This window comes from uncultured Sphaerochaeta sp., assembly GCF_963676625.2.
In the GTDB taxonomy this organism is placed as follows: Bacteria; Spirochaetota; Spirochaetia; order Sphaerochaetales; family Sphaerochaetaceae; genus Sphaerochaeta.
Genome location: NZ_CAXXYB010000008.1, coordinates 656,652 through 680,983, shown reverse-complemented (window position 1 = coordinate 680,983; position 24,332 = coordinate 656,652). Strand labels below are relative to the sequence as shown.

22 protein-coding genes, 2 tRNA genes and 2 pseudogenes are annotated in these 24,332 nt (G+C 45.9%); 18 read left to right on the top strand and 8 right to left on the bottom strand.

Annotated features, from left to right (window positions below; all coding sequences use genetic code 11):
• The first annotated feature begins 19 nt into the window (after positions 1-19).
• Positions 20-1,052: pseudogene (gene argF, locus ACHZBG_RS13890) on the top strand (ornithine carbamoyltransferase).
• Positions 1,053-1,621: 569 nt separating this feature from the next.
• A complete protein-coding gene (locus tag ACHZBG_RS13885) occupies positions 1,622-1,807 on the top strand; it encodes an Hsp20/alpha crystallin family protein (protein WP_320130062.1) in 186 nt (61 codons plus the stop codon).
• Between the two features lie 136 nt (positions 1,808-1,943).
• On the opposite strand, the gene ACHZBG_RS13880 is transcribed toward ACHZBG_RS13885, so the two are convergent.
• From ACHZBG_RS13880 to ACHZBG_RS13865, 4 genes are read right to left on the bottom strand one after another with little or no spacing between them, the layout of a single operon-like run.
• Entirely contained in the window at positions 1,944-2,345 is a 402-nt protein-coding gene (locus ACHZBG_RS13880) for a hypothetical protein (RefSeq protein WP_320130061.1), read from the bottom strand.
• 32 nt (positions 2,346-2,377) lie between these two features.
• Positions 2,378-2,650, bottom strand: coding sequence for a hypothetical protein (locus ACHZBG_RS13875; protein WP_320130060.1), 273 nt, complete (start codon positions 2,648-2,650; stop codon positions 2,378-2,380).
• Positions 2,651-2,656: 6 nt separating this feature from the next.
• Positions 2,657-2,779 carry a hypothetical protein gene (locus tag ACHZBG_RS13870; RefSeq protein ID WP_320130059.1) on the bottom strand — a complete coding sequence of 41 codons (123 nt, stop codon included), beginning with the start codon at positions 2,777-2,779 and terminating at the stop codon, positions 2,657-2,659.
• Positions 2,734-3,042, bottom strand: coding sequence for a M20/M25/M40 family metallo-hydrolase (locus ACHZBG_RS13865; protein WP_394699401.1), 309 nt, complete (start codon positions 3,040-3,042; stop codon positions 2,734-2,736). Before ACHZBG_RS13865 ends, ACHZBG_RS13870 begins: the two co-directional genes overlap by 46 nt.
• A 434-nt stretch (positions 3,043-3,476) precedes the next feature.
• Here ACHZBG_RS13865 and ACHZBG_RS13860 point away from each other — a divergent pair, with 434 nt between their 5' ends.
• Positions 3,477-4,103, top strand: coding sequence for a TetR/AcrR family transcriptional regulator (locus ACHZBG_RS13860; RefSeq protein WP_320130058.1), 627 nt, complete (start codon positions 3,477-3,479; stop codon positions 4,101-4,103).
• Positions 4,104-4,198: 95 nt separating this feature from the next.
• Positions 4,199-6,811: pseudogene (gene clpB, locus ACHZBG_RS13855) on the top strand (ATP-dependent chaperone ClpB).
• Between the two features lie 7 nt (positions 6,812-6,818).
• On the opposite strand, the gene ACHZBG_RS13850 reads toward clpB, so the two are convergent.
• The gene (locus tag ACHZBG_RS13850; protein ID WP_320130069.1) at positions 6,819-7,313 is read right to left on the bottom strand and encodes an NTP transferase domain-containing protein; all 495 of its coding nucleotides are present in this window, start codon (positions 7,311-7,313) and stop codon (positions 6,819-6,821) included.
• Between the two features lie 104 nt (positions 7,314-7,417).
• Here ACHZBG_RS13850 and ACHZBG_RS13845 point away from each other — a divergent pair, with 104 nt between their 5' ends.
• Positions 7,418-8,080 carry a DUF554 domain-containing protein gene (locus ACHZBG_RS13845; protein ID WP_320130057.1) on the top strand — a complete coding sequence of 221 codons (663 nt, stop codon included), beginning with the start codon at positions 7,418-7,420 and terminating at the stop codon, positions 8,078-8,080.
• 76 nt (positions 8,081-8,156) lie between these two features.
• On the opposite strand, the gene ACHZBG_RS13840 is transcribed toward ACHZBG_RS13845, so the two are convergent.
• The 3 genes from ACHZBG_RS13840 to glgP (ACHZBG_RS13830) all read right to left on the bottom strand — a co-directional run bounded on the left by ACHZBG_RS13840 (position 8,157) and on the right by glgP (ACHZBG_RS13830) (position 11,260).
• Positions 8,157-8,519: a helix-turn-helix transcriptional regulator gene (locus ACHZBG_RS13840; protein ID WP_320130056.1), complete on the bottom strand. Its 363-nt coding sequence runs from the start codon at positions 8,517-8,519 to the stop codon at positions 8,157-8,159.
• 226 nt (positions 8,520-8,745) lie between these two features.
• The gene (glgP, locus tag ACHZBG_RS13835; RefSeq protein ID WP_320130055.1) at positions 8,746-10,035 is read right to left on the bottom strand and encodes a glycogen/starch/alpha-glucan family phosphorylase; all 1,290 of its coding nucleotides are present in this window, start codon (positions 10,033-10,035) and stop codon (positions 8,746-8,748) included.
• Positions 9,953-11,260, bottom strand: coding sequence for a glycogen/starch/alpha-glucan family phosphorylase (gene glgP, locus ACHZBG_RS13830; protein WP_320130054.1), 1,308 nt, complete (start codon positions 11,258-11,260; stop codon positions 9,953-9,955). Before glgP (ACHZBG_RS13830) ends, glgP (ACHZBG_RS13835) begins: the two co-directional genes overlap by 83 nt.
• A 186-nt stretch (positions 11,261-11,446) precedes the next feature.
• Here glgP (ACHZBG_RS13830) and ACHZBG_RS13825 point away from each other — a divergent pair.
• The 13 genes from ACHZBG_RS13825 (at position 11,447) to rpsG (ending at position 23,986) form a co-directional block, all read left to right on the top strand.
• Positions 11,447-11,519, top strand: a tRNA-Thr gene (locus ACHZBG_RS13825).
• Between the two features lie 61 nt (positions 11,520-11,580).
• Positions 11,581-11,760, top strand: coding sequence for a 50S ribosomal protein L33 (gene rpmG / locus ACHZBG_RS13820; RefSeq protein ID WP_320130053.1), 180 nt, complete (start codon positions 11,581-11,583; stop codon positions 11,758-11,760).
• 33 nt (positions 11,761-11,793) lie between these two features.
• Positions 11,794-11,866 (top strand) — tRNA-Trp (locus ACHZBG_RS13815).
• 34 nt (positions 11,867-11,900) lie between these two features.
• Positions 11,901-12,080, top strand: a complete 180-nt coding sequence (gene secE / locus ACHZBG_RS13810; protein ID WP_320130052.1) for a preprotein translocase subunit SecE — start codon at positions 11,901-11,903, stop codon at positions 12,078-12,080.
• Between the two features lie 9 nt (positions 12,081-12,089).
• Positions 12,090-12,650 (top strand): transcription termination/antitermination protein NusG, encoded by a 561-nt coding sequence (nusG, locus tag ACHZBG_RS13805; protein WP_320130051.1) that lies wholly within the window; start codon positions 12,090-12,092, stop codon positions 12,648-12,650.
• A gap of 180 nt (positions 12,651-12,830) precedes the next feature.
• The gene (gene rplK / locus ACHZBG_RS13800; protein ID WP_320130050.1) at positions 12,831-13,262 is read left to right on the top strand and encodes a 50S ribosomal protein L11; all 432 of its coding nucleotides are present in this window, start codon (positions 12,831-12,833) and stop codon (positions 13,260-13,262) included.
• A 1-nt stretch (position 13,263) separates the two neighbouring features.
• Positions 13,264-13,953, top strand: a complete 690-nt coding sequence (gene rplA / locus ACHZBG_RS13795) for a 50S ribosomal protein L1 (protein WP_320130049.1) — start codon at positions 13,264-13,266, stop codon at positions 13,951-13,953.
• 15 nt (positions 13,954-13,968) lie between these two features.
• A complete protein-coding gene (gene rplJ / locus ACHZBG_RS13790; protein WP_320130048.1) occupies positions 13,969-14,505 on the top strand; it encodes a 50S ribosomal protein L10 in 537 nt (178 codons plus the stop codon).
• 72 nt (positions 14,506-14,577) lie between these two features.
• Positions 14,578-14,961 carry a 50S ribosomal protein L7/L12 gene (rplL, locus tag ACHZBG_RS13785; RefSeq protein WP_320130047.1) on the top strand — a complete coding sequence of 128 codons (384 nt, stop codon included), beginning with the start codon at positions 14,578-14,580 and terminating at the stop codon, positions 14,959-14,961.
• Between the two features lie 177 nt (positions 14,962-15,138).
• Positions 15,139-18,657: a DNA-directed RNA polymerase subunit beta gene (gene rpoB, locus ACHZBG_RS13780; protein ID WP_320130046.1), complete on the top strand. Its 3,519-nt coding sequence runs from the start codon at positions 15,139-15,141 to the stop codon at positions 18,655-18,657.
• A 15-nt stretch (positions 18,658-18,672) separates the two neighbouring features.
• Entirely contained in the window at positions 18,673-22,953 is a 4,281-nt protein-coding gene (gene rpoC, locus ACHZBG_RS13775) for a DNA-directed RNA polymerase subunit beta' (protein WP_320130045.1), read from the top strand.
• Positions 22,954-23,126: 173 nt separating this feature from the next.
• On the top strand, positions 23,127-23,501 hold the full coding sequence (rpsL, locus tag ACHZBG_RS13770; protein WP_320130044.1) for a 30S ribosomal protein S12: 375 nt from the start codon (positions 23,127-23,129) through the stop codon (positions 23,499-23,501).
• A gap of 14 nt (positions 23,502-23,515) precedes the next feature.
• On the top strand, positions 23,516-23,986 hold the full coding sequence (gene rpsG / locus ACHZBG_RS13765; RefSeq protein ID WP_320130043.1) for a 30S ribosomal protein S7: 471 nt from the start codon (positions 23,516-23,518) through the stop codon (positions 23,984-23,986).
• Positions 23,987-24,332 lie beyond the last annotated feature (346 nt).

Below are 24,332 nucleotides of genomic sequence, written 5' to 3'. Positions count from 1 at the left end.
ATCTATCTACTCAAGAACAATGGAGGAACGTATGGAATCACAGATAAGTCTCAAGGGACGCAGTTTTCTGACCCTCAAGGACTATTCAGGCGATGAGATCTTGTATTTGCTTGACCTTGCAAAGGAATTGAAGGCCAAGAAGAAAAAACTCGACCATTCTCAAAAAGTCGATGGGCAGTTGCTCGAAGGAAAGAACATTGTCCTCATTTTTGACAAAACCTCAACCCGTACCCGTTGTTCTTTTGAAGTTGCCGCTTTTGATGAAGGTGCCCATGTGACCTTTTTGACCAATAGCCAGATGGGTAAGAAAGAATCAATCGAAGATACCGCAAAGGTATTGGGTCGAATGTACGATGGTATTGAATACCGTGGTTTTTCCATGCAACTGGTAAAGGATATTGCATCCTTCAGTGGGGTTCCCGTGTGGAATGGTTTGACTGATGATGATCATCCTACCCAGGTACTTGCTGATTTCCTTACTGCCATGGAACATACCAGAAAGCCTCTGCAAGAGATGAAAATGGCTTATATCGGTGATGGCCGGAAACAACGTTTCCAATGCCCTCATGATCGGGGCTGCCAGGTTGGCATGGATTATTGCATCGGAGCTCCTTTGGAACTCTTTCCCAGTGAGGCCTTGATGGCAGAACTCAAACCCATTGCAAAAGAAAGTGGCAGTGTACTGTCAGTTACGACTGACCCCTATGAGGCCGTCAAGGGTGCCGATATCATTTATACCGATATCTGGGTGTCGATGGGAGAGGAAGATCAGACTGCCAAGCGGATTGCCTTGCTCATAGGACTATCAGGTAACCATGGATCTTTTGAAAGCTTCCGGCAATGAAAAGGTACTGTTTGAGCATTGTCTTCCTTCCTTCCACGATTTGAATACCACAGTGGCAAAGCAAATCAACGAACAATATGGTTTGAAGGAACTTGAGGTCACTGACGAAGTGTTCCGCAGCACTCATTCCGTCGTGTTTGACGAAGCAGAAAACAGGATGCATACGATCAAAGCCATAATGGTTGCGACCATGAGCGATAGCTTGTAGGGTATAAGCCTGTTGATTTTAAGACTCCACCGACGACTTGCTGAAGGCCGTCGGTTTTTTATTCTCGTGGAAGGGACTTGCAGATTGGTTTTACCCTTTTGGGTAAGTTTCGACCGCAAATAACAGTGACCAGCATCTGCATGGATCAAAATGACCCAGTTGTACAGTGATATGGTAAAGGTCAGGCCTCTTTGACCCAAAAAGGACAAACCCATATAAAAATATAGATTTTCAGCGAATGAGGAAATTGTTATTATTCTAATCAATATAATGAATTACATGGTATATAAAACACTCTGAATAAAATTGGCACGCATAATGCATATATATCTACGTAAGCCGAAAGGCCGAGAACCCTATATTACAATGAACACATGGAGGTGTTACTATGAAATATCTTGTAAAGAACGACAACAATTATCCAATGGTTTCAGGTTTCAATTCCTTGTTTGACAACTTTTTGGTGATTGGGGCATTACCAGCTCCAGAGTTCCACCGGTAGACAATTACTGAGAAAGGATGATTCCTATATCCTTGAAGCTGAGCTTCCTGGGTACAAGCAGGAGGATGTGAACGTGCATGTGGAAAAGCATGTCCTTCGTATCAGTTCCTCCAAGCAAACTTGCAAGGAAGAGAAGGAAGGTCGAAAGTCCCTGGTAAAGGAACGCTGTTTCCAAAGCTTCGAGCGCTCGTTCTCGCTTCCAGAGGATGTCAATGAGAAGGTATCGAAGGTGAATTTGCCGATGGTATCTTGAAGGTTACCCTTCCAAAGCAGGAAGTGGAGCAACCTAAGAAAATTGAAAGTGAAAATCAAAAACAACTAACGAAGAGGCAATGCCTCTCTTGTACAGCAACGGGCCTTGCATAGGATGCAGGGCCCTTGTCAGTTTCTTACCATTGATTCAATAATTCAGTGAAGAACTGCACCGCCTTGGAAATGTTTTCTGTACTCATTCGTTCATTTGGTCCATGCATCCTGGCTATTTCGGTTTTATCCATCTGCGCAGGCGTGAAACGGTAGACATTGGAAGAGAGCTCCTGGTATTTTCCTCGCATCGGTGGCTCCAGCATCAAGTAGGACGTTACGATCGCCTCGGGAAAGATTTTCTTGATTGTTTCTTTCACTGTCTCAAAAGCTTCTCCAGAGATAGGTGATTCTTTTGAAGGTTCGTCATAACGGGTAACCTTGATTGCGATATCCTTATCCTTGATTGTCTTCTTGATCCATTCAACCATATTTTTCTCATTGTCCGTAGAGAGCAGTCTTGAATTTACCGTGGCAGTGGTTTCCAAGGCTATTACATTGTTCTTGTCACTTGCCTTGATTACGGTGGGGAACGCTGGTTGTTCTCATTACCGCATTGAGGGTAGGGGCTTTTGAAAATATCCGGGTGAGTAGTGGCTTGGTAAGCCAAAGATTCAAAAGAGGAAAGAGAAAAGAAAGGTGATTCCTTCCCGATGTTCTCGAGCATCTTTTTGACAGGTTGGGTAAAGACTGCCTTATGTCGTTTTGCTTCTATCCTGCTGATTGCCTTGGATATCTTTCCAAGGGATGTTGGGAAGGTTGGTGTCGAGGAATGCCGGCTTCCTTCCTGCAAGAAAGTTCAGTATCCCATATATCCTTTCTCTGCTACTCCCACTACTGCAATGGGACGGGTGACTCCACTGATGTATCGCTCGGCTACAGCCCCTCCCTCATCCAGTACAAGGGAGAAGTGCAATCCCATTTTCCCAAATGGCTGTCGATCAGATTAGCTCCCCTGGTTCCTCCATTTACCTCTTCATCGCATCCAAAAGCTGCATACCAGGTTCTTTTTGGTTTTAGGCCTGATTGCAGCATTTCCTCAAAGGCCTGAAGGATTGCGATAAGTTGCAATTTACAATCAAAACTCCCTCTTCCCCATATAAAGTCTTGAAAGATCGCCGCTAAAGGGATCTCTTTCCCATTCCGAGGGAAGGGGCCGAAACGGACATCCTGATGAGCTGTCAAAAGCGCAGGTTCTCTTTTGTATCGGTCCCTTCAAACCGTAGATTAAATTATGAGGGGACTCAGAAGGAATCTGAAGGGATTCTGAGCAAAGGGGAAAGGCTTCCTGCAAATACGTTGAGAATAGTTCGAATTCCTTCCACTCCACCAGGTTCGTATCGTTGTTGCTGATTGTCTTGAAGGTAATGGCCTTTTGCAGTTTTTCAATGGCCTTTTCGTTTTTTGGGAATCTGTAGGGGAGGCTTTTTGGATATGTTGCTTTCCCGAAGGAAAAGGGTCCTGATAAGTGCAATGGTAATCAATGCAAGAAAAATAGCCAAAAGTATAAGCAAAACCATAATGAATTCCTCTTTGCAAATGTAGTGTTTTTTACAGTATAATGATATATTGTAGCGTAACAATAGTATTTCAATGCTTAGGGAGGGTGATTCTATAGCATGCCCAAGAAAATTGATCATGAGGAACGGAAGGAAAAGATACTGCAGACTGCCTTGAAGGTGTTCGCGCGTGAAGGGTATCGAGATTCCAACCTCTCCCTTATTGCACAGGAATGCGGAATTTCGCGTCCAACAATCTATCAGTATTTCATGGATAAGGAAGAAATCTATTATTATGCTGTGAAATTGGTTACCGGACGAATGTTTTCCAAATTTGCCTTATATGCCTGGGATACTACGGAAAACTATATAGATCGTATCAACTTGATTTGCACTGATATCATGGATTCGGCTTCTGCCCATGAAGGAGAATTGACCTCTTTGGTCGATGTCATGCTCCAAATGAAAAAGGAAGGCCGTGATTTCAACGCAATCGTGCTTAGGCGTACGGCGAAACTGACTATCTTGTTCAAACGATTATTACGTGCAGGAATAAAAGATGGCGATATTCTTCCTTGCGAGATCAACAAGGTCGCTGATCATATTTTGCTTTTGCTGGAATCCTGCTGCTTTCAGGTCGCTTTCCTGGATACCTTTGACATGGCTCTTTCCAAGGAACTGATCAGTAACTATCTTGAATTCTTCAAGACCAACCCAAATGGGAATTCAGTCATTCCCCGTCTATAGCCGGTTGGTTTTTATTTTTGTATATTAACTAGGTACAAGAGAGGGCCCCTTGCAGGGCTCCGTTGCCCTATGTCGTATAACGAGGAGGGAACTAAATGAATCTAGATAAAATGACACTTAAACTGCGTCAGGCAATTCAGGACGCGGACATGATCTCCAATGAAAATGGCAATGCTGAAATTACAACAGAACATGTATTGCTTGCCTTGCTTTCCCAAAAGGAAGGATTGCTTTCACCTTTGTTTGACAAACTGGGAATTCCTTCGAAACAAGTTCAGGCAAAGATACAGGAACTGATTTCCCGTTTGCCCAAGGTCTATGGAACCAATGGGCAGCGTTCACTTTCAGGGCAACCTTGGCAACGAATTTTATGCCGCAGATAAAATTGCTGTGGATTTCAAGGATGAGTATCTCAGTGCCGAGCATTTTTTGCTTGCTGTCCTAGAAGATGGGTTCTGCTGCGGGCAAGGCCCTGACAAGTCTGGGAATAACCAAGGATGGTGTTTTGCAGGCACTGCAATCGATAAGGGGAAATCAAACCATAAACAGCGAAGACCCTGAGAGCAGGTATCAATCACTGGAAAAGTTTTGCAAGGATATCACTGCCCTTGCCAGGCAAGGAAAGCTTGACCCTGTCATTGGCAGGGATGATGAAATTCGGAGAATCATGCAGGTTCTTTCACGAAAAACCAAGAATAATCCCTGTCCTTATAGGTGAACCCGGAGTAGGAAAGACTGCAATAGTGGAAGGGCTTGCCCTACGTATTGCCAGTGGTGATGTCCCTGAGTCTCTCAAGAACAAAAGAATCTTATCCTTGGATGTAGGATCCTTGGTCGCTGGGGCAAAGTTTCAGGGGGTGAATTTGAGGAACGTCTCAAGGCCGTAATCAAGGAAGTGACAAAAGCGGAAGGCCAAGTCATTCTATTTATTGATGAATTGCATACAATTGTCGGAGCAGGCGCAAGCGAAGGTTCCACCGATGCCTCAAATCTGATCAAACCAGCCTTGGCCAGGGGAGAGTTGCATGCGATCGGGGCAACGACATTGGATGAATACCGTAAATACATAGAGCCTGACAAGGCTTTGGAAAGAAGGTTCCAACCTGTATTTACCAAGGAGCCTACGGTAGAGGATACTATTGCGATTCTTCGTGGGTTGAAGGAACGATATGAAGTTCACCATGGAGTCAGGATCAAGGATGAAGCCTTGGTTGCCGCAGCAACCCTAAGCAACCGTTATATTACGAACCGATTCCTTCCTGACAAGGCTATTGACTTGGTCGATGAAGCCGCAAGCCAGCTGAAAATGGAAATAGAGAGTCAGCCGGTTGAACTTGACCAGATTGAGCGGAAGATACTCCAATTGAATATTGAACAACAGGCTCTGGCAAGGGAGACCGACCAGGCAAGTATTTCTCGTCTCCAGAAGATCAAACAGGAATTGGGTGACTTGGGAACCAAACGTGATTCCATGCATTTGCAATGGGATAATGAACGGGAGGCCATTGCCAAACCTCAGGGAAAACAAAGCCCTGCTTGAAAAGCTCAAGGGAGAGGAACAACGCGCAGAACGGGATGGGGATCTAGCCCAAGCTGCCCGGATCAAGCATGGATCAATCCCTGATTTTAATGCGGGATATCCAAAAGCAGAGTGAAAAATTGGCAGAAGTCCAGACTGATGGAAGGCAACTTGTTACGTGAAGAGGTCTCTGAGGATGATATTTCGAGAATAGTCAGTGAATGGACAGGAGTGCCTGTTGCAAAGATGAAAGGAAGTGAGGTGCAGAAATACCTGCATCTGGAGGAAATTCTCTCTCGCCAGGTAGTGGGGCAAGATCATGCCATCAAGGCAGTTGCCAATGCCATCCGCAGAAATAAAGCTGGAATCGGTGATGAACATCGTCCTTTGGGTACCTTCCTCTTTGCAGGGCCGACCGGAGTCGGCAAGACCTTGCTTGCCAAGGTACTTGCAGAATTTCTTTTCGATGACGAGAAGGCTTTGACGAGAATTGATATGAGCGAATATATGGAGAAATTCTCGGTCAGCCGGCTCATTGGAGCGCCTTCCCGGATATGTCGGGTATGACCAAGGGGGACAATTGACGGAGGTCGTGCGCAGACGTCCTTACTCGGTAGTTTTGTTCGATGAAATCGAAAAGGCCCATCCTGATGTTTTCAATATACTTCTGCAACTCCTGGATGAGGGAAGGCTTACCGATGGACAGGGGAGGGTCGTGGATTTCTCCAATACCGTGATCATCCTGACCAGCAATCTTGGAAGTCAGCAACTATTGCAGGCAAAAAGCCATGAGGAAGGCTCTGCAGCTGTATTGTCGATCATTCACGACTCTTTCAAACCTGAATTCATCAATCGACTTGATGAAATCATTGTGTTTGAGAGTTTGGGCAATGAACAGATTCGAAAGATAATTGGATTGCAACTTGACCAATTGGCTTTGCGCTTGTCCAAGAAAGGTTATACGCTGACTTGGGACGAACAGGTGGTTGACGATATCTTCCAGCATGGCTTCGACTCGGATTTTGGTGCACGACCAATCAAACGTTCCATTCAGCGATTGGTGGAGAATCCGCTTTCCATCCAATTGTTGGCCGGGGATTTCCAAGAATCCGATACCATTCGCTTATCGGTTCAATCCGGGAATTTGGTCCGCTTCGCGAGGCTAGTTGCCGCTTTGATGATTTCTTGAAAGTTTGTTATATGGCCTGTAACGTGTCGATGTCGCAAACATATGCCTCGTCGTCTACGCTACAGGTTTTTAATAGGTAGGAGGAAAGCAATTCCTTCATGGTAAACATAGGCGTTTGCTGAAGGATGATATGTTTGAATTTTGGCTTCAACAATACAGGATGCCCGGGTTTTCCCTTAAAGCTGGGGCGTAGGGCCTCAGCCTTTCCAAATCTTTTGATAAGCCACTGGTAATGGTTTTTTTCAATCAAGGGCATATCGGCAAGGGATATGAGGAAAGGTTCACCTTCCTTGAGTACATTTGCCCCGCAGAGGGTCGACGACCCTTGTCCCTGGCTGAAGTCAGGGTTGAAGGCAAGATGCAAGGTATCCCCTTGAAAAGGAGCCAACAAGGCTTCCACCTGTTCATGCTTGAATCCTGTGACGACAATGGTTTCCAATCCCGCATCCAGGGAGGCTCTCACCGCATGTTGTATGATTGTCTCTCCTCTCCAGGAAGGAATAGCTTTTCACCGTTGCTTCTCGATGCAAGCCCTGCTGCAAGCAGTATGTTTTGCATGGGTTTTCCTTGTTTCATTGCGTTTAAGGTATTATACTCCTATCCATTATGTTTGCCACTTATTTCAATTGTCTTGCAGTTATATTGGGATCTCTTTTGGGGTTGTTGCTCAGGGATCGGATCAAACCTGCTTATCAAGAGGTTGTTTTTGCCTCGGCTGGCTTGGTTACCTTGGTCATAGGGGTCTCTATGGCCCTGAAGACGGGTTCGTATTTGATACTGCTTTTTTCCGTTGTCTTGGGAGGGTTTGTCGGGTATGCACTCCATATCGAGGAAGGTCTTCTTGCCTTGGGGGCTTTTGCCCAGAAACGATTGGGGAAAAAAGATGGGAACAATGAGCAGAAGGCCTCGAACTTTGCCTTGGGATTCCTGAATGCCTCCATTCTGTTTTGTTCAGGGGCAATGTCCGTGGTGGGATCAATCCAGGCAGGAACGACAGGTGACTACCAGCTCATTATGGTGAAGTCGGTGATGGACGGGTGTATGGCAATTATTCTCAGTGCTGCCTATGGTCCCGGGGTTATCGCAAGTGCTTTATTCGTTTTGGTATATCAAGGATTTTTTACGCTTACAGGGAGTTTCATTTCACCTATTCTTGGAGAAGGTGGAATAAACGAACTCTCGGCAGTAGGAGGCATATTGCTTCTCATGATTGGGTTTGGTTTGTTGGACATCAAGAAATTCAAGACAGGCAATTTTTGCCGGCAATGATACTGGCTCCTGTTTTTTCCTTGATTTCTCCTTTTCTTGATTCTTTTTTCAAAAGCCTCGGCCTTTGGTAGAGGCTTCAGGATTGCTTGGTCTTTGCCTTGCTGGTCTTTAGATAATCCACAATTGTCTGGACTAGTTCGAGTTGTTCTGTATCCAAGGCCTTTATATTTTGGAGAACTGATTTCATAAGTGGGGATATCCCTTCAGCTACTTCGTCGTCCTCCTCTTCTTCCTGAGAATCCCAATCAAGACCGTACTCCAACATTTTAAGACTGACTCCGGTTAGCTCTGAAATTTTCATAGCAGTGATCATCGGAGGGCGCCTATCATTGTGAATCCAGCTGGATAGTGTACTTCTGTTTACTTCAAGGCTTCTTGCCAATTCGACAACGGAAGGAGATTCCAGAAGGGCCATGACTCTATCCCAAAACTTTTTCATGCTAAAAATATATCAGTTTTTACTGCTGGATGATAGAAATGCGTCAATTCGGGCATAGAAATAATCATTAATTAATAACTGTTGTTCTTGAAAAGGTTTGGGGAGTCTATCCGTGACGAAATATTCGCATTTTTTAAGCATGATGATGATAGTCTGTCATTTTCGGATGGATTCGGCATAACAAAGCCTCTCCTTTAAGAAGAGGCCTTGTTCTTGAGGGGCTGTATCAGTTTCTCTTTGCAGCATCCTCAAGTGCACTTTCACTATCCAAATCCTTCTCGACCGGACAGGGTTTGATATGCCAGATATCCGTAGCATACTCATTGATTGTCCTATCACTGGAGAATTTTCCACTTGAGGCAATATTGAGGATTGCCTTTTGGTTCCATTCGCTTGAATTCCCTTTATAGAGATTCCTTGCCTTTTCATGGGTATCTGCATACATCCTGAGATCGGCAAAATGGAAATACTTATCTCCGTTTTCAAAAAGGCTCTTTTGAAGAGGGTCGAAAATTCCGGGTTCGTTGACGTTGAAATAGCCACTGAGGAATAAATCAACGACTTTTTTAATTTCGGGGTCCTTGCTGACCCAAGAGTAGGGATCATACGTACCCTTGAGTTTTGAAATCTCTTCCTCGGTGTGCCCGAATATATACAGATTCTCGGCCCCTGCTTCTTGTGCGATCTCAATGTTTGCACCATCCATGGTACCGATAGTCAGTGCTCCATTGCACATGAATTTCATGTTTCCTGTTCCTGAAGCCTCGGTTCCTGCCGTGGAGATTTGCTCGGAAAGGTTGGTAGCGGGAATAATTCTCTCTGCCATGGTAACCCGGTAGTTTGGCATAAACTGAACAGTAAGAAGCTTGTTTACCTGAGCGTCCGCATTGACGACCTTGGCCAGGTTATTGATGAACTTAATGATAAGCTTTGCGTTGACATAACCCGGAGCGGCTTTGCCGCCAAACAAGAAAGTCATCGGAGGCATGTCTTTCGTGGCAGTCCCTCCCGCCTTGATATCATTATAGATCAGAATGATATTCAGTGCATTGAGCAATTGACGCTTATATTCATGGATGCGCTTTACCTGGACATCGAACATGGTATCGGGGTCGATGATCAACCCACTATCCTTTTTTAGGAAAGCGGCGGCATCGACCTTGCATTGCCTCTTGATTTTTGCAAAATCTTTCAGAAAGGCTGCATCCTTGGCAAAGGGAGCCAAACGGGAGATCTGGCTATAATCGGTAATCCAACCATCTCCTATTGCTTCAGTTATCTTTGAGGCAAGTGCGGGGTTTGCATCAAGCAACCATCGCCGTTGGGTTATTCCGTTTGTCTTGTTATTGAACTGACCGGGGAAGATCAAATTGAATTGGGGAAACATCTCCGTCTTGAGAAGCTCGGAATGAAGTTGGGCAACTCCGTTGGTACTATGACTTCCGATTATTGCAAGATTTGCCATCCTGACCTGTTTGGGATTCGATTCCTCTATGATGCTGACTTTCGCAAGCATATCGGGGCGGAGCGGGGAAATAGGACACGGCGGATTGTAAAAATCTGTGGTTTATCTCAAATATGATTTGTGTATGGCGGGGCAAGATTTTTTGCAGCATGGGCAGATTCCATTTTTCGAGAGCTTCAGGCATCAAGGTATGGTTGGTATAGCCCATCATCTGGTGCGTAATGCTCCAGGCTTCATCCCAATCAAGGTATTCCTGATCAAGCAAAATTCTCATCATCTCGGGAATGGCCAGAGAAGGATGGGTATCATTCAACTGGATAGCTGCAAATTTTGGGAATTGTGACCAATCAAGGTTCTGACGTTTGAATCGCCTGACAATATCTGCCAAGGAACATGCCACAAAGAAATATTGTTGCTTGAGCCTGAGTTCCTTGCCCATATATAAGGTATCGTTAGGGTAGAGGACTTGGCTGAGATTTTCCGCTGAGATCTTGGACCTCACGGCCTCTGTGTAATCGCCGTCATTGAATTCATGGAAGTTAAACTCTTCCGGGCTTTTTGCAGACCAGAGTCTGAGAGTGTTTACTGTTTTGCAACCATAGCCGATTATCGGAGTGTCGTAGGCAACTCCGGTGACAAGTTCTGAGCCGATCCATTTGAAATTGTCCCGGTCGTGTTCCTTGATGACTTGCACTTCACCACCGAATTGGACGGGATAGACTACGTCTGGGCGATGGATTTCCCAGGGATTGCCGTCTCTCAGCCAATTGTCTGGCTGTTCTGCCTGCCAACCATTCTTGATTTGTTGTCTGAAGATTCCGTAGTTATATCGGATGCCATAACCGTAGGCAGGAATTTCCAAGGTGGCCATGGAATCCAGAAAACAGGCAGCCAAACGCCCAAGTCCACCATTTCCCAAGCCTGCATCGGGTTCCACGTCGGCAAGTTCCTCGAGTGTGTAACCTAGTCCAGAAAGGGCTTCCCTGACTTCCTTCTCGATTCCCAGGTTGATTATATTGTTGGTTGTTGCACGACCCATAAGGAATTCCAAGGAAAGATAATATACTCTCTTTACACCATTTGCCCGCTGTGTCTTACGACTTTTATCCCATTGGTGAATGATCCTGTCCCTGATAGTCATGGCCAAGGCCGTGTATCTTCCTTCCTGTGTGGTATGATATACATCGGCATCTTCGCTATATTTCAGATGTTCTGCAAAATCCTGGGCTATACTTTCTGAAGTGTGTCCGAACCTGGTTTTTAACTCATCCTTCATAAGAAACTCCTTGCGAAAGGTTGTTGTAACAATTGAAACTATATATGATAGCCAATATATGGGCAATAAGCTGAAGGAATCCTGGGAAAGTCGTCAATGTATATTGACAAAAAGGACTGGCTCTGGTAAGTTAGCTTCTGCATGTTACAGGGAACTTGCCTAGGCTAGGACTGTCCATGCACTACTGCCCTTGTAGCTCAGTTGGTAGAGCACCACCATGGTAAGGTGGGGGTCAACGGTTCAAATCCGTTCGAGGGCTCTTTTTTTTTCTAAGTCGCTTAGGGAATGAAGATACGGCGTACCTCGCCGGGGAGCATGTTATGGGTGAAGCAAAAAAGAAAGGTCCAGTAGAGAAAATTGCTCTGCAGTGCACCGAGTGTAAGCAAAAGAACTATACAACCGAGAAAAATCGGCGCAACACGCAAGGAAAGCTTGAATTGATGAAGTATTGTCCGTTCGAACACAAGCATACGTTGCATCGCGAAACGAAGATTAAATAAGTCCGTAAGGGCTGTTTTTATCGAGAAGCAAATAGGCCAGTAGCTCCAATGGTAGAGCGCTGGTCTCCAAAACCGGATGTTGAGGGTTCGAGTCCTTCCTGGCCTGTCTGCTTCTTGATTTTTTCCAAAGGAGACTTTACATGAAGAAGTTAATCAAGTACATCAAAGAATCGCGTTTGGAACTGAAAAAAGTAATTTGGCCTTCACGCGAATCTGTTATCTCTTCCACTAAGGTCGTATTGGTTTCAACTGCTCTTGTAGCCGTTTTCCTTTGGTTGGTTGACTTCATCCTTCTTAAAGGTATATTATTGATTTTCTAGGACGGTGTCATGGCAAAGGGCTGGTACGTAGTACACACATATTCCGGTTACGAACAGAAGATTGAGCGCATCATTAATAAAATGCGAGAGACAGATACAGATTTTAATATGATTTGTACCGATGTCAAAGTTCCGTTCGAAACGGTAGTTGAAGTCAAGGATGGAGTCAAACGCGATGTAAAGCGGAAGATTCTCCCTGGCTATATTCTTGTCGAGCTCGACCTGCCGGAAAACAGTTGGAAAACTTGGTGTTCCCAGATTAAGAGAATTCAAGGAGTCACAGGTTTTGTGACTCCTACCGATGGCATTATGCCGCAAGCCCTTTCATCTGCAGAGGTTAAGGGAATTTTCCAGAAAACTGGTGATCTTCCCGCCGAAAAGGTCTTTAAGCCGAAGCAGACTTTCTCCATTGGTGAGCAAGTTCGCATTATCGAAGGGCCTTTTGATTCTTTTACCGGTGTCATTGAAGAAGTCAATCTCGAGAAAGCTCGCATGAGAGTGAGTGTAGGGATTTTTGGCAGATCAACACCCGTTGAGGTTGAGTTTCTTCAAGTGGAGAAGATTATCTAGCGTTGTCTTTGACGAAGCACGCTGGATTTTGTTTTAGGTTTTTTACATTCGTCGATTTTGTACGTGCATTACTCCCTCAGAAATGGGGTGGGAGCCTGATCGTATGACAGGCGTTATTACCAGCGCGAACCCGGATTATCGGCCAACTCAGGCAGGGTCCTCGCGTTTAAGGAGAGAAACATGGCAAAGAAAAAGGTAACTGCAGTAATTAAGTTGCAGTGTCCTGCACAGAAGGCTACGCCGGCACCACCTATTGGTCCCGCACTTGGCCCTCATGGTGTCAGTGCCCCAAAGTTTGTTCAAGAGTTCAACGAGAAAACCAAAAGTTATGAACCTGGACTGATTCTTCCCGTCATCATTACCGTTTATGCAGACAAGAGCTTCACGTTTATACTGAAGACTCCTCCTGCCTCGGTCCTCATCAAAAAGGCCCTGGGGCTAAAGACTGCAAGCGGCACACCGAACAAAGTCAAGGCTGGCAAGATTACTCAGGCCCAGCTTACCGAAATTGCAACGATTAAATTGGAGGACCTCAATGCAAATGACATTGAGGCAGCTAAGAAGATCATTGCAGGCACAGCCCGCAGTATGGGTGTAGAGGTGGAGCAATAAGATGAAACACGGAAAAAATTATCGAGAAAGTATTAAGAAAGTTGACCGTGAGAAGTTTTATTCCTTTGATGAAGCTTCTGCCCTGGTGAAGGATATGGCATTTGCAAAGTTCGACGAAACTGTTGAGCTTTCTGTAAAGTTGTCCCTCAAGAAAAGCCAGAGTGTTCGTGATACTGTAGTTCTTCCAAATCAGTTTTCCGCTCAGAAGCGTGTCTTGGTTTTCGCCAAAGGTGAAAAAGCCCAGGAAGCTCTTGATGCCGGTGCCGCCTTCGTTGGTGACAATGACTTGATTGAGAAGATTCGCGGTGGTTGGCTGGATTTTGATGTAGCAGTCGCTACTCCTGATATGATGAAGGATGTTGGTCGCTTGGGTCCTATTCTCGGTCGTAAAGGCTTGATGCCGAACCCGAAAACCCAGACGGTTACCTTTGATTTGAAGGGAGCCCTTGCTGAATTGACCAAAGGTCGTGTTGAATTCCGTTCTGACAAGACAAATGTCATTCACCTTCCTATAGGTAAAGTTTCCATGGATTATGCCAAGGTTGCTGAGAATGCCGTAGCTGTTGTCAAGGAAATCGTCCGTAAAAAGCCTGCAGACGCAAAAGCTGACTTTATCGTAAGCGTAGCACTTTCCTCAACGATGGGCCCTGGTGTCCAGGTTTCAGTGAAAGATATGCTGGCTTCGGTATAATAGGAGAAGCAAACCATGGAATATAAGACTCGTATTACACCTGCAAAGGAAGAAGCAGTCAAGGCTCTCAAGGATGAGTTTTCTCAATACTCAGGGTATATCTTTACTGATTACCGTGGCATGACTGTGGAACAGATTACGACATTGCGCAGGACTCTCCTGAAAAAGAATGCTGCCTATCGTGTCGTAAAGAATCGTTTTGCTAAGATTGCTCTTGAGCAACTTGATAATAAGGCTGATGATCAACTCATCGGACCTACTGCAATTGCATTGGTTCGCGGAGATGTGGCCAATTTGGTTGCCAAGGACTTGTTCCAGGCCTCCAAGGATGGTTCGCCTATCCAGATCAAGGGTGCCATGCTTGACGGAAAGTTCTTGAATCCCTCACAGGTTGAGGCTTTCAGCAAGCTTCCTACCAAGCTGGAATTGATTGCTTCCTTGATGGGTACCATGAAGGCTCCTGTCCAGAAGCTCGCAGCTACCTTGCTTGCGTACGTCGAAAAGAATGGTGAACCAGTTGCAGAAGCAGCTGCTCCCGCAGAAGAAAACTAAACACAGTTCTAGTCTTCACTCGTAACCTGCTATGACTGTGCTGAAGATATCATTATATAAGGAGAAGATAATATGGCTACTAAAGAAGAAATTTTGGAATCTATCGCTCAAATGTCCGTCATGGAAGTCGCTGACTTGATTAAAATGATGGAGGAAAAGTTTGGTGTCACGGCTGCTGCCGCTGCTGTTGCCGCAGGTCCTGCTGCCGAAGCTGCCGTTGCTGTTGAAGAACCTACTGAATTCAACGTTATCCTCAAGGCTTGTGATCCTACTAAAAAGATTGCTGCCATTAAGGAAGTCCGTGCAATTACTGGTCTTGGTTTGAAAGAAGCCAAGGATTTGGTAGAAGCTGGTGACAAGGTTGTTAAGGAAGGCGTAAGCAAGGCTGATGCTGCATCCCTCAAGGAAAAGCTCGAAGCTGCAAGTTGCACCGTAGAGATCAAGCCTGTTGAATAGGCTATTGAAAGGGGATCGGCCCTTTTTGGGTCTGTCCCCGATCCTTGTTTTTTGCAAGCGGGCGTAAGCCCGAATGACTGAGCCACCGGATAGACACCGGTGGCCTATTGTGTCTTTCGTTTCCTCCCGTCTAAGGAGGATTCTGTCTGTTTCTCAAATGACTCTGGAGGGTACACGATGGTTGCCAAAGGCAAATCCATAACACGCACGTACATCGGTTCTGATTTCCAAGAAGTCTGTGAACTGCCCAACCTCATCGGGATCCAGCTTGATTCCTATGAGAGATTCCTACAGCTTGAACGTTTCGGGAGAGGTCTCGGACCTGATCCTTCGTTTGGCTTGGAAGAAGTGTTCCAGTCGACGTTTCCGATCGATAGTCCAAACGGTGAGATGCGTCTTGCCTATAAAGGCTATACGATAGACTTTGATAACATCAAATTCTCAGAAACCGAATGTAAGAAAAAGGGCCGCTCCTACAGTGTGCCAATCAAGGTTACCATAAGTCTCGAATTCTCCAATGGTGAGATGAGGGAAAAGGAAATCTTCTTTGGGGATATTCCCCTGATGACCGACCGTGGAACCTTTATCATCAATGGCGCAGAACGCGTTGTTGTTAGCCAGATACACCGTTCCCCCGGTGTTATCTTCTCCAACGAGAAGGGTGTTTATTCCTCAAGAATCATCCCTTATCGTGGATCATGGCTTGAATTTGAAATTGATGATAAAAAACATCTTATTTTTACGAAAATAGACCGAAAGAAGCGAATACTGGGAACATTGTTCCTTCGTGCCATCGGTCTTGATACGCGTGAGAAAATAGTAGAGCAATTCTACAAGGGTGAGACTATCGAACTCGCTGACGACAGCGATTTGAAGTCCAGCTTGGAAAATAGATATATCTACAAGGATGTCTATGCAATGATTGAAGGGGAGAACAAGAAAGTTCTTCGTGCCGGCGATAAACTCCATGCCCACGAAATTGATGAACTGCTTGGTCTGAAGATAACTTCCCTTGAACTCATTAATCTCAAAGGCGAGTCCTCCTTGCATAGCGATATCATTCTCAACTGTTTTGAAATCGAAGATGCAAAATATACTCGTGAGGGTTTTGATGAACCAACCAAGGAAGATGTGCTTAGCCCTATCTTCAGTGTTCTCATGCCTGGTGAAATGATTGCCATCGAACGTGCCGAGAAAGACTTGCCTGATATGTTCTTTTCCAGCCGTCGTTATGACCTCGGTTCGGTTGGCCGTTACAAGTTCAATAAAAAGTTTGGTTCCGGTACGGAAGAGGAAGAAGAGAATGCTTCTACCGATTTGACCGTCCTTACTTCTGGCGATATCGTCAATACAATGGGCTTCCTGATCAAAGTGTTCATTCGTGAAGAGAACGTCGATGATATCGATCACCTGGGAAACAGGCGAGTTCGTTCTGTCGGCGAGCTTTTGCAGAATGCACTCAAGAGCGCTTTTGCTAGAATGGAACGCATTGCCAAGGAAAGAATGAATCTTGAAACCGGTAGCGTAAAGCCACAGGATTTGATTTCGATCAAACCTATTGTTGCTGCCGTGAAAGAGTTCTTTGGAAGTAGCCAGCTCTCCCAGTTCATGGATCAGGTCAATCCTTTGGCGGAACTTACCCATAAAAGGCGTTTGAATGCACTCGGACCTGGTGGTCTTTCCCGTGACCGTGCCGGATTTGAAGTCCGTGATGTTCACTATACGCATTATGGCCGTATCTGCCCGATCGAGACTCCTGAAGGACCGAATATCGGCTTGATTGTATCCTTGGCAAACTATACAAGGGTCAATCAACATGGATTCCTGGAGACTCCCTACAGAAAGGTTGTCAATGGCGTAGTATCCACGCAGTATCGGTTCCTTGATGCCAACGATGAAGAGAAATACTATATTGCCCAGGCTTCTGCCAAACTTGATGCAGATGGTCACTTCCGTGACCAAGAGGTCCCTGTAAGGCGCAGTGGTGACTATTCCACCAAACCTCCGACGGATATAAAGTATATGGACGTTTCTCCGAAACAGGTAATAAGTGTTGCCGCTTCCTTGATTCCTTTCCTTGAACATGACGATGCCAACCGTGCCTTGATGGGTTCGAACATGCAACGTCAGGCAGTTCCCTTGGTTTTCCCGGAAACCCCTCGTGTAGGAACAGGAATGGAAGAAAAGACTGCCTACGACAGTGGTGTCCTTATCAAGGCAAAACGTGCCGGTACAATTGATTATGTTGCCGCCGACAGAGTGATCATCAAGCCAGATGTCTGTGAGATTGAAGGCGAGGTTGATTACTATGAAGTCCAGAAATTCCAACGGACTAACCAGGATACCTGTTTCAACCAGAAACCTTTGGTCTCCTATGGTGAACATGTGGAAGAAGGACAAGTCTTGGTTGATGGTCCTGCAACCCAGGAAGGTCAGCTTGCTCTTGGCAGAAACATTCTGGTTGGATTTGTACCCTGGAATGGATATAACTACGAAGATGCCGTCTTGATCAGTGAGCGTGTGGTACGGGATGATATCTTTACCTCCATCCATATCAAGGAATTTTCTACTGATATCCGTGAGACCAAGCTTGGTCCTGAGAAACTCACCCGCGATATTCCCAATACCAGCGAGAAAATGCTAGAGCAGCTTGATGAAGATGGCATTGTCAGAATCGGTACGATGGTTCGTCCTGGATCGATTCTTGTTGGAAAAGTAACACCCAAGAGTGAGAGCGATACGACTCCTGAATTCAAGTTATTGAACTCGATTTTCGGTGAAAAAGCCAAGGAAGTACGTGATACCTCCCTGAAGGTTCCTCATGGAACTGAAGGTACGGTCATTGATATCCAGAGGCTGAAACGAAGCAATAACGATGAATTGCCCCCAGGTGTAGAAGAGACTGTCAAGGTTCTTATCGCTACCAAGCGTAAGTTGCGTCAGGGTGATAAGATGGCAGGACGTCATGGAAACAAAGGTGTTGTCAGCCGGATTCTTCCTGAGGAAGATATGCCATACATGGAAGATGGCACTCCTCTTGATGTTTGCTTGAATCCTTTGGGCGTTCCTTCCCGAATGAATATTGGTCAGTTGATGGAAACCCAGCTTGGTTGGGCGGCTGTCAAACTTGACGAATGGTACTCGAGCCCTGTTTTCCAGAGTGCATCGATGGATCAGATTGAAGCAAAGATGGTTGAGGCAGGACTTCCCTGGAATTCCAAAACCACATTGTACAGCGGTCAGACAGGTGTTCCTTTTGTCAATCCTGTATTCTGCGGGTATATCTACTATCTTAAGCTTCACCATCTTGTCGATGATAAGATGCATGCTCGTTCCACCGGTCCTTATTCCCTGGTAACCCAACAGCCTCTTGGCGGTAAGGCCCAGTTCGGAGGACAGAGACTCGGAGAAATGGAAGTATGGGCCCTCGAGGCATATGGGGCTGCCAATACCTTGCAGGAATTGCTTACCATCAAGAGTGATGACATGAATGGCCGTGTAAAGATTTATGAGAGCATAGTCAAGGGAGAACCGGCATCTACCGCAGGAATGCCTGAAGCATTCAACGTGTTGGTGCAGGAAATCCGTGGTCTGGCTTTGGATATGGCTGTGTACGATTCCAAGGGCAAGCAGGTTCCTTTGACGGAACGAGATGAAGAGTTGATTGCAAAGCAGTCGAAAGGCTCCCTCAATTAACCAGGAGAAGTACGGATGAAGGAAATTCAGGATTTCGATAGCATTATGATAAAGCTGGCTTCGCCGGAGCAGATCAAGGATTGGTCGTACGGTGAAGTGAAGAAGCCCGAGACGATAAACTACCGCACACTCCGGCCCGAGAGGGATGGTTTGTTTTGCGAGAAGATTTTCGGAACTACCAAGGAATGGGAATGCTATTGCGGAAAGTTTAAATCTATCCGCTATAAGGGTGTAATTTGTGATCGTTGTGGTGTAGAAGTAACAAACACCAAGGTTCGACGTGAACGAATGGGCCATATCACCTTGGCCGCCCCTGTTTCCCATATTTGGTATTACCGTTCAGTTCCCTCCAGGATGAGCATGTTGCTGGATATTTCCCGCAATTCATTGCAAAGCATCCTGTATTATGAGAAATACGTAGTTATCAATGCAGGCGATACCAATCTCAAGATCAAACAACTTCTCAGTGAAGAGGAGTATTGGTTGGCACGTGACCAGTATGGCGATTCATTTGAGGCAGGAATGGGTGCCGAGGCGGTTCGCAAACTTTTGATGAACCTTGACCTTGAGGAACTCTCCCGTGAGCTTCGTGAGCAGATGCGCCAAAAGGAAGACAAGGCAGACAAGCGTTTGCTCAAGAGAATCGAGGTTTGTGAAAACTTCCGTGACAGTGGCAACCGCCCTGAATGGATGATCCTGACCGTGATTCCTGTCATCCCACCTGATTTGCGACCTATGGTTCAGCTTGATGGTGGCCGTTTTGCGACCAGTGACCTCAATGATCTTTATCGTAGGGTTATCAACAGAAACAACCGTCTTGATCGTTTGGTCAAGCTCAATGCCCCTGATATCATCATCCGTAATGAAAAGAGGATGTTGCAGGAAGCTGTTGATGCGTTGTTTGATAATTCCAAGAGAAAGAGAGTTGTCAAGGGAGCCTCAAACAGACCTTTGAAGAGTCTTTCCGATATGCTTAAGGGCAAGCAAGGTCGTTTCAGACAGAATCTGCTTGGTAAGCGTGTTGACTATTCAGGACGTTCAGTAATTGTTGTAGGTCCTGAATTGCGAATGCACCAGTGTGGTCTTCCCTCGAAGATGGCTCTGGAATTGTACAAGCCCTTTATCATGAAGAAGCTCGTACAAGATGGTGTCGTTTACAATATCAAGAAGGCAAAGAGCCTTGTTGAGGAAGAAACTGATGCCGTATGGTCCATTCTTGATGATGTTGTCAAGGAACATCCTGTTTTGCTGAACCGTGCACCTACGTTGCACCGTCTTGGCATTCAGGCCTTTGATCCTGTCCTCGTCGATGGAAAGGCCATTAAGTTGCATCCCCTTGTATGTCATGCCTACAATGCTGACTTTGACGGTGACCAGATGGCTGTCCATGTTCCCTTGACCCATGCTGCCCAGCTTGAGTGCTGGACCTTGATGCTCTCGGTAACCAACCTCTTGGACCCTGCAAACGGCAAGCCGATTGTATATCCTTCACAGGACATGGTTCTTGGAATCAACTATTTGACCAGGGAAATGAAAGGTGCCAAGGGTACCGGTCGTTTCTACGACAATATCGGAGAGTTGGAAATGGCTATTGAAGCCGATGCTCTCTCCTATAATGCCTTGATTCGCTATAGGTTCCCTGATGGAACCAAAGTCGAGACTACTCCTGGGCGTGTAATCTTCAATGCAGTTCTCCCTGAGGGTATTCCTTTCCAGAATGCCTGTCTTGGTGACAAGGAATTGAAGAAACTCATCGGGGAAACCCTCAAGACCAGGGAAAATTCCTTGGCTGTCGAGATGCTCGATTCCATCAAGGATATTGGTTATAAGTATGCTACGATTTTCGGAGCTACCATTGGCTTGTCCGACATGATTGTTCCCGATGCAAAGAAGGGCATGGTCGAAAAGGCCAATGTAGAACAGCAGAAGATCCTTGACCAGTATCGCCAGGGCCATATTACCCAGGAAGAACGATACAACCGAGTCATTGAGGTATGGACGCAGACCAACGATGAGCTCACCGATGAATTGATGAGCGAGTTGCAGAAGAGCCAGAATGGTTTCAACCCCTTGTTCTTGATGGCTGATTCCGGTGCCCGTGGATCGAAGACCCAGATCAGACAGCTTGGTGGTATGCGTGGTTTGATGGCCAAGCCCTCCGGCGATGTCATTGAGTTCCCCATCAAGTCGAACTTCAAGGAAGGTCTTTCCATCATTGAGTTCTTCATTTCCACTAACGGTGCCCGTAAAGGACTTTCCGATACTGCCTTGAAGACTGCAGAGGCCGGTTACTTGACTCGTCGTTTGGTCGATATCAGTCAGGATGTTGTTGTCAATGAGGAAGATTGCCATACCATCAATGGTATTTGGCGTTCTGCAATCAAGGATGGCGATGAAATCGTTGAATCCTTGGCTGATAGAATCGTTGGACGATGCCCTGTTGAAGATGTATTGCATCCCTTCACCCATGAAGTGTTGGTCAAGGCAAATGTTGAGATTACCGAACCTGTTGCCAAGTTGATTGAGGATTCAGGTCTCGAAAAAGTATTGTTGAGGACTGTTCTCACTTGTGAGGCAAAGCATGGTGTCTGCCAGAAATGTTATGGCCGTAACCTTGCAACCAACAGTACCGTCGTCATTGGTGAAGCTGTCGGCATCATTGCCGCTCAGTCAATCGGACAGCCTGGTACCCAGCTTACGATGCGTACGTTCCACGTTGGTGGTACTGCTTCCACGAGTTCCGAGGAAAGTAAGCTGACTTTCAACTATCCAGTTGTTCTCGGCACAATTTCCGGTACCCGGGTAGTTCGCGTTTCCGATGGTCTGGATGTATTTACCCGTAAGGGCCATATTGAATATTTCCGTGTCAATGCCGAGATAACCAAGGACTCCTATGATGAGTTGTTGGTGGAAGACGGTTCTGTCGTAGGAAAGGGAACACCCATCTATAAAAAGGATGGAGCGCCAGTGCTTTCACTGGAGAATGGTTCTGTAAAGTTCCTTGGCGGCCGGATTTTCGTGGTTGGTCACTCAACTACCCAAGTAATCAAGACCGGTTCTGAACTTTTGGCAAAGAGTGGTCAGTATATAGAGGCTCAGACAGCAATAGTTTCGTTTGACCCGTTCAGTGAGCCGGTAATCGCGGAAGAAGGCGGTTATACCAGTTTCGTTGATATCAAGTTAGGCACTACATTGCTTGAAGAGGTGAACGAGGAAACTGGTAACATTGAGAAGAAAATTACCGAGCACAGCCTTGAATCCTTGCAACCTCGTATTGAGATTACTTCGCAGGAGCATGGAAAGGGTGAAACCTTGGCCGTATACCTCCTGCCTGGTGGTTCTTACTTGCAGATTGATGATAATGTAAAGGTAGACAAGGGAAATATTCTTGCAAAACTCCTGAAAGAAGGTGTAAAGACAAAGGATATTACCGGTGGTCTTCCCCGTGTCGGTGAATTGTTCGAGGCCAGAAGGCCCAGGAACAATACCATCCTTGCCCAGGTTTCCGGTGTTGTCAGCTTTGGTCCGATTGTGAAGGGTAAGCGCTCAGTTATTGTACGTGATGCCTATGAACATGAGTACAAGCACATGGTTCCGATGGGTAAGAACCTGTTGGTCCGTGATGGCGATCCTGTTGAGGCCGCTGAGCCCTTGTGTGATGGCTCGATCGATCCGCATGACATTCTGGATATCCTCGGGGAGAACTCCTTGCAGTCCTTCTTGGTAGATGAGGTACAGGAAGTTTACCGAATGCAGGGCGTTGATATCAATGATAAGCATCTTGGTGTTATCGTCAGGCAAATGTTGCGTAAGGTTGAAGTCGTCCATGTCGGTGATACCAATCTTATTCATGGACAGCAGGTTGATAAATTCCGTTTCTTTGAGGAGAATGAACGTGTCATGAATGAAGGTGGAGAACCTGCCGTGGCCCGTCCGTTGTTGCTCGGTATTACCCGTGCTTCGCTAAGTATTGACTCTTTCATCTCGGCTGCTTCCTTCCAGGAGACCACCAAGGTATTGACAAATGCAGCGATAGCTGGTAGTAAAGATGAGTTACGTGGTTTGAAAGAAAACGTAATTATCGGTCATTTGATTCCTGCCGGAACCGGAATGAAGAAATACAGGGATGTAAAACTCAAGGATGAAGAGCTTCTTGTGCTGCAGCAGAAGGTTGATGCAGTGAAAGAATCGAGGCGTCAGGAGATGATTGATGACGATGACTTCGACGTAGAAGATATCGGTGATATGAAATCCGTAGGTGATGCGGTGGATGTGGATGATTCGTTCGATGATTAATGGTTTTTGCGCCTGTTGGCGCAACCATTTCCCATTGGCTTTCATTATATAACACGCCATTGCGTCCATGCTGGGTACGGATTTTAAATAGATGTGCTGTCCGTTGGACGGCACAGGTCCCTGCTTTGTGAGAAGTGGTGGATCAGACAATAAAAAGGGAGTGTGTCGATAAGATGCCTACTATTAATCAGCTGATCAGAAAGGGAAGGAAGACTGTCGCGAACAAGACAAAATCCCCAGCCCTTGGCGGTTGTCCCCAGAAGCGCGGTGTTTGCACTAGGGTCATGACCGTTACTCCAAAGAAGCCTAACTCTGCCCTGAGAAAAGTCGCACGTGTGCGTCTTTCCAATGGAATCGAAGTAACAGCTTACATCCCCGGAATCGGACATAACCTCCAGGAACACTCTGTAGTGTTGCTGCGTGGTGGAAGGGTCAAGGACCTTCCTGGTGTTCGTTATCACATCGTCCGTGGTGCAAAAGATACCTTGGGCGTTGTCGATCGTAAGAGAAGCCGTTCCAAATACGGTGCTAAAAAGCCAAAAGCTTGATAAGGGAGTAAGAAATGTCAAGAAGAACTACTGCTCCCGTCAGGGAAGTATTACCGGACCCGATGTACTCAAGTACCGTGGTCGAAAAATTCATCTGCAGGATGATGGTCGACGGAAAGAAATCCGTCAGTACCAGAATCATTTATCAGGCTATGGCTACTATGGGCGAGAAGACCGGCGAGAAGCCTCTTGATGTATTCCTCAAGGCTCTTGAGAATGTCAAGCCAATGGTTGAGGTAAAGAGTCGTCGTGTTGGTGGTGCTACCTACCAGGTTCCTGTCGAGATTCGCGACAATCGCCGTGAAGCCTTGGCAATGCGCTGGATCATTACTGCTGCCCGTAACCGTAATGGTCATAGCATGAGTGAAAAATTGGGTGCTGAATTTCTTGATGCATATGCCAACACTGGTGCTGCTTTCAAGAAAAAGGAAGATACCCACAGAATGGCAGAGGCCAATAAGGCTTTCAGTCATTACCGTTGGTAAATTTTGTTTATGCATAAATGGCCGGTTATCTGATAAAGATGACCGGTTTTTTCTTTATCTTAATAGAATTATCATCATTCGCTTGACATGAATTCCTATTTTCGCATATATTGCAGAAGGTGTCGCAATAGGTATGCCTATGCGAGGCTATGTAGAGCCAAACCGATTATTGCTGATGCAATGATAAGGTGGTTTCAGGCAGTAGAAAGTTTTTTTAAAACTTGTACTAAGTCGACAAGATGGTATATGCTGTGCTTGCCGACCTCTGGAATCTCTTTTAACATTTGTATCCTCAAAAATTAGTTTGTCTCATTGGAAATGGTAAAGGCTTTGGGGCCTTTATGAG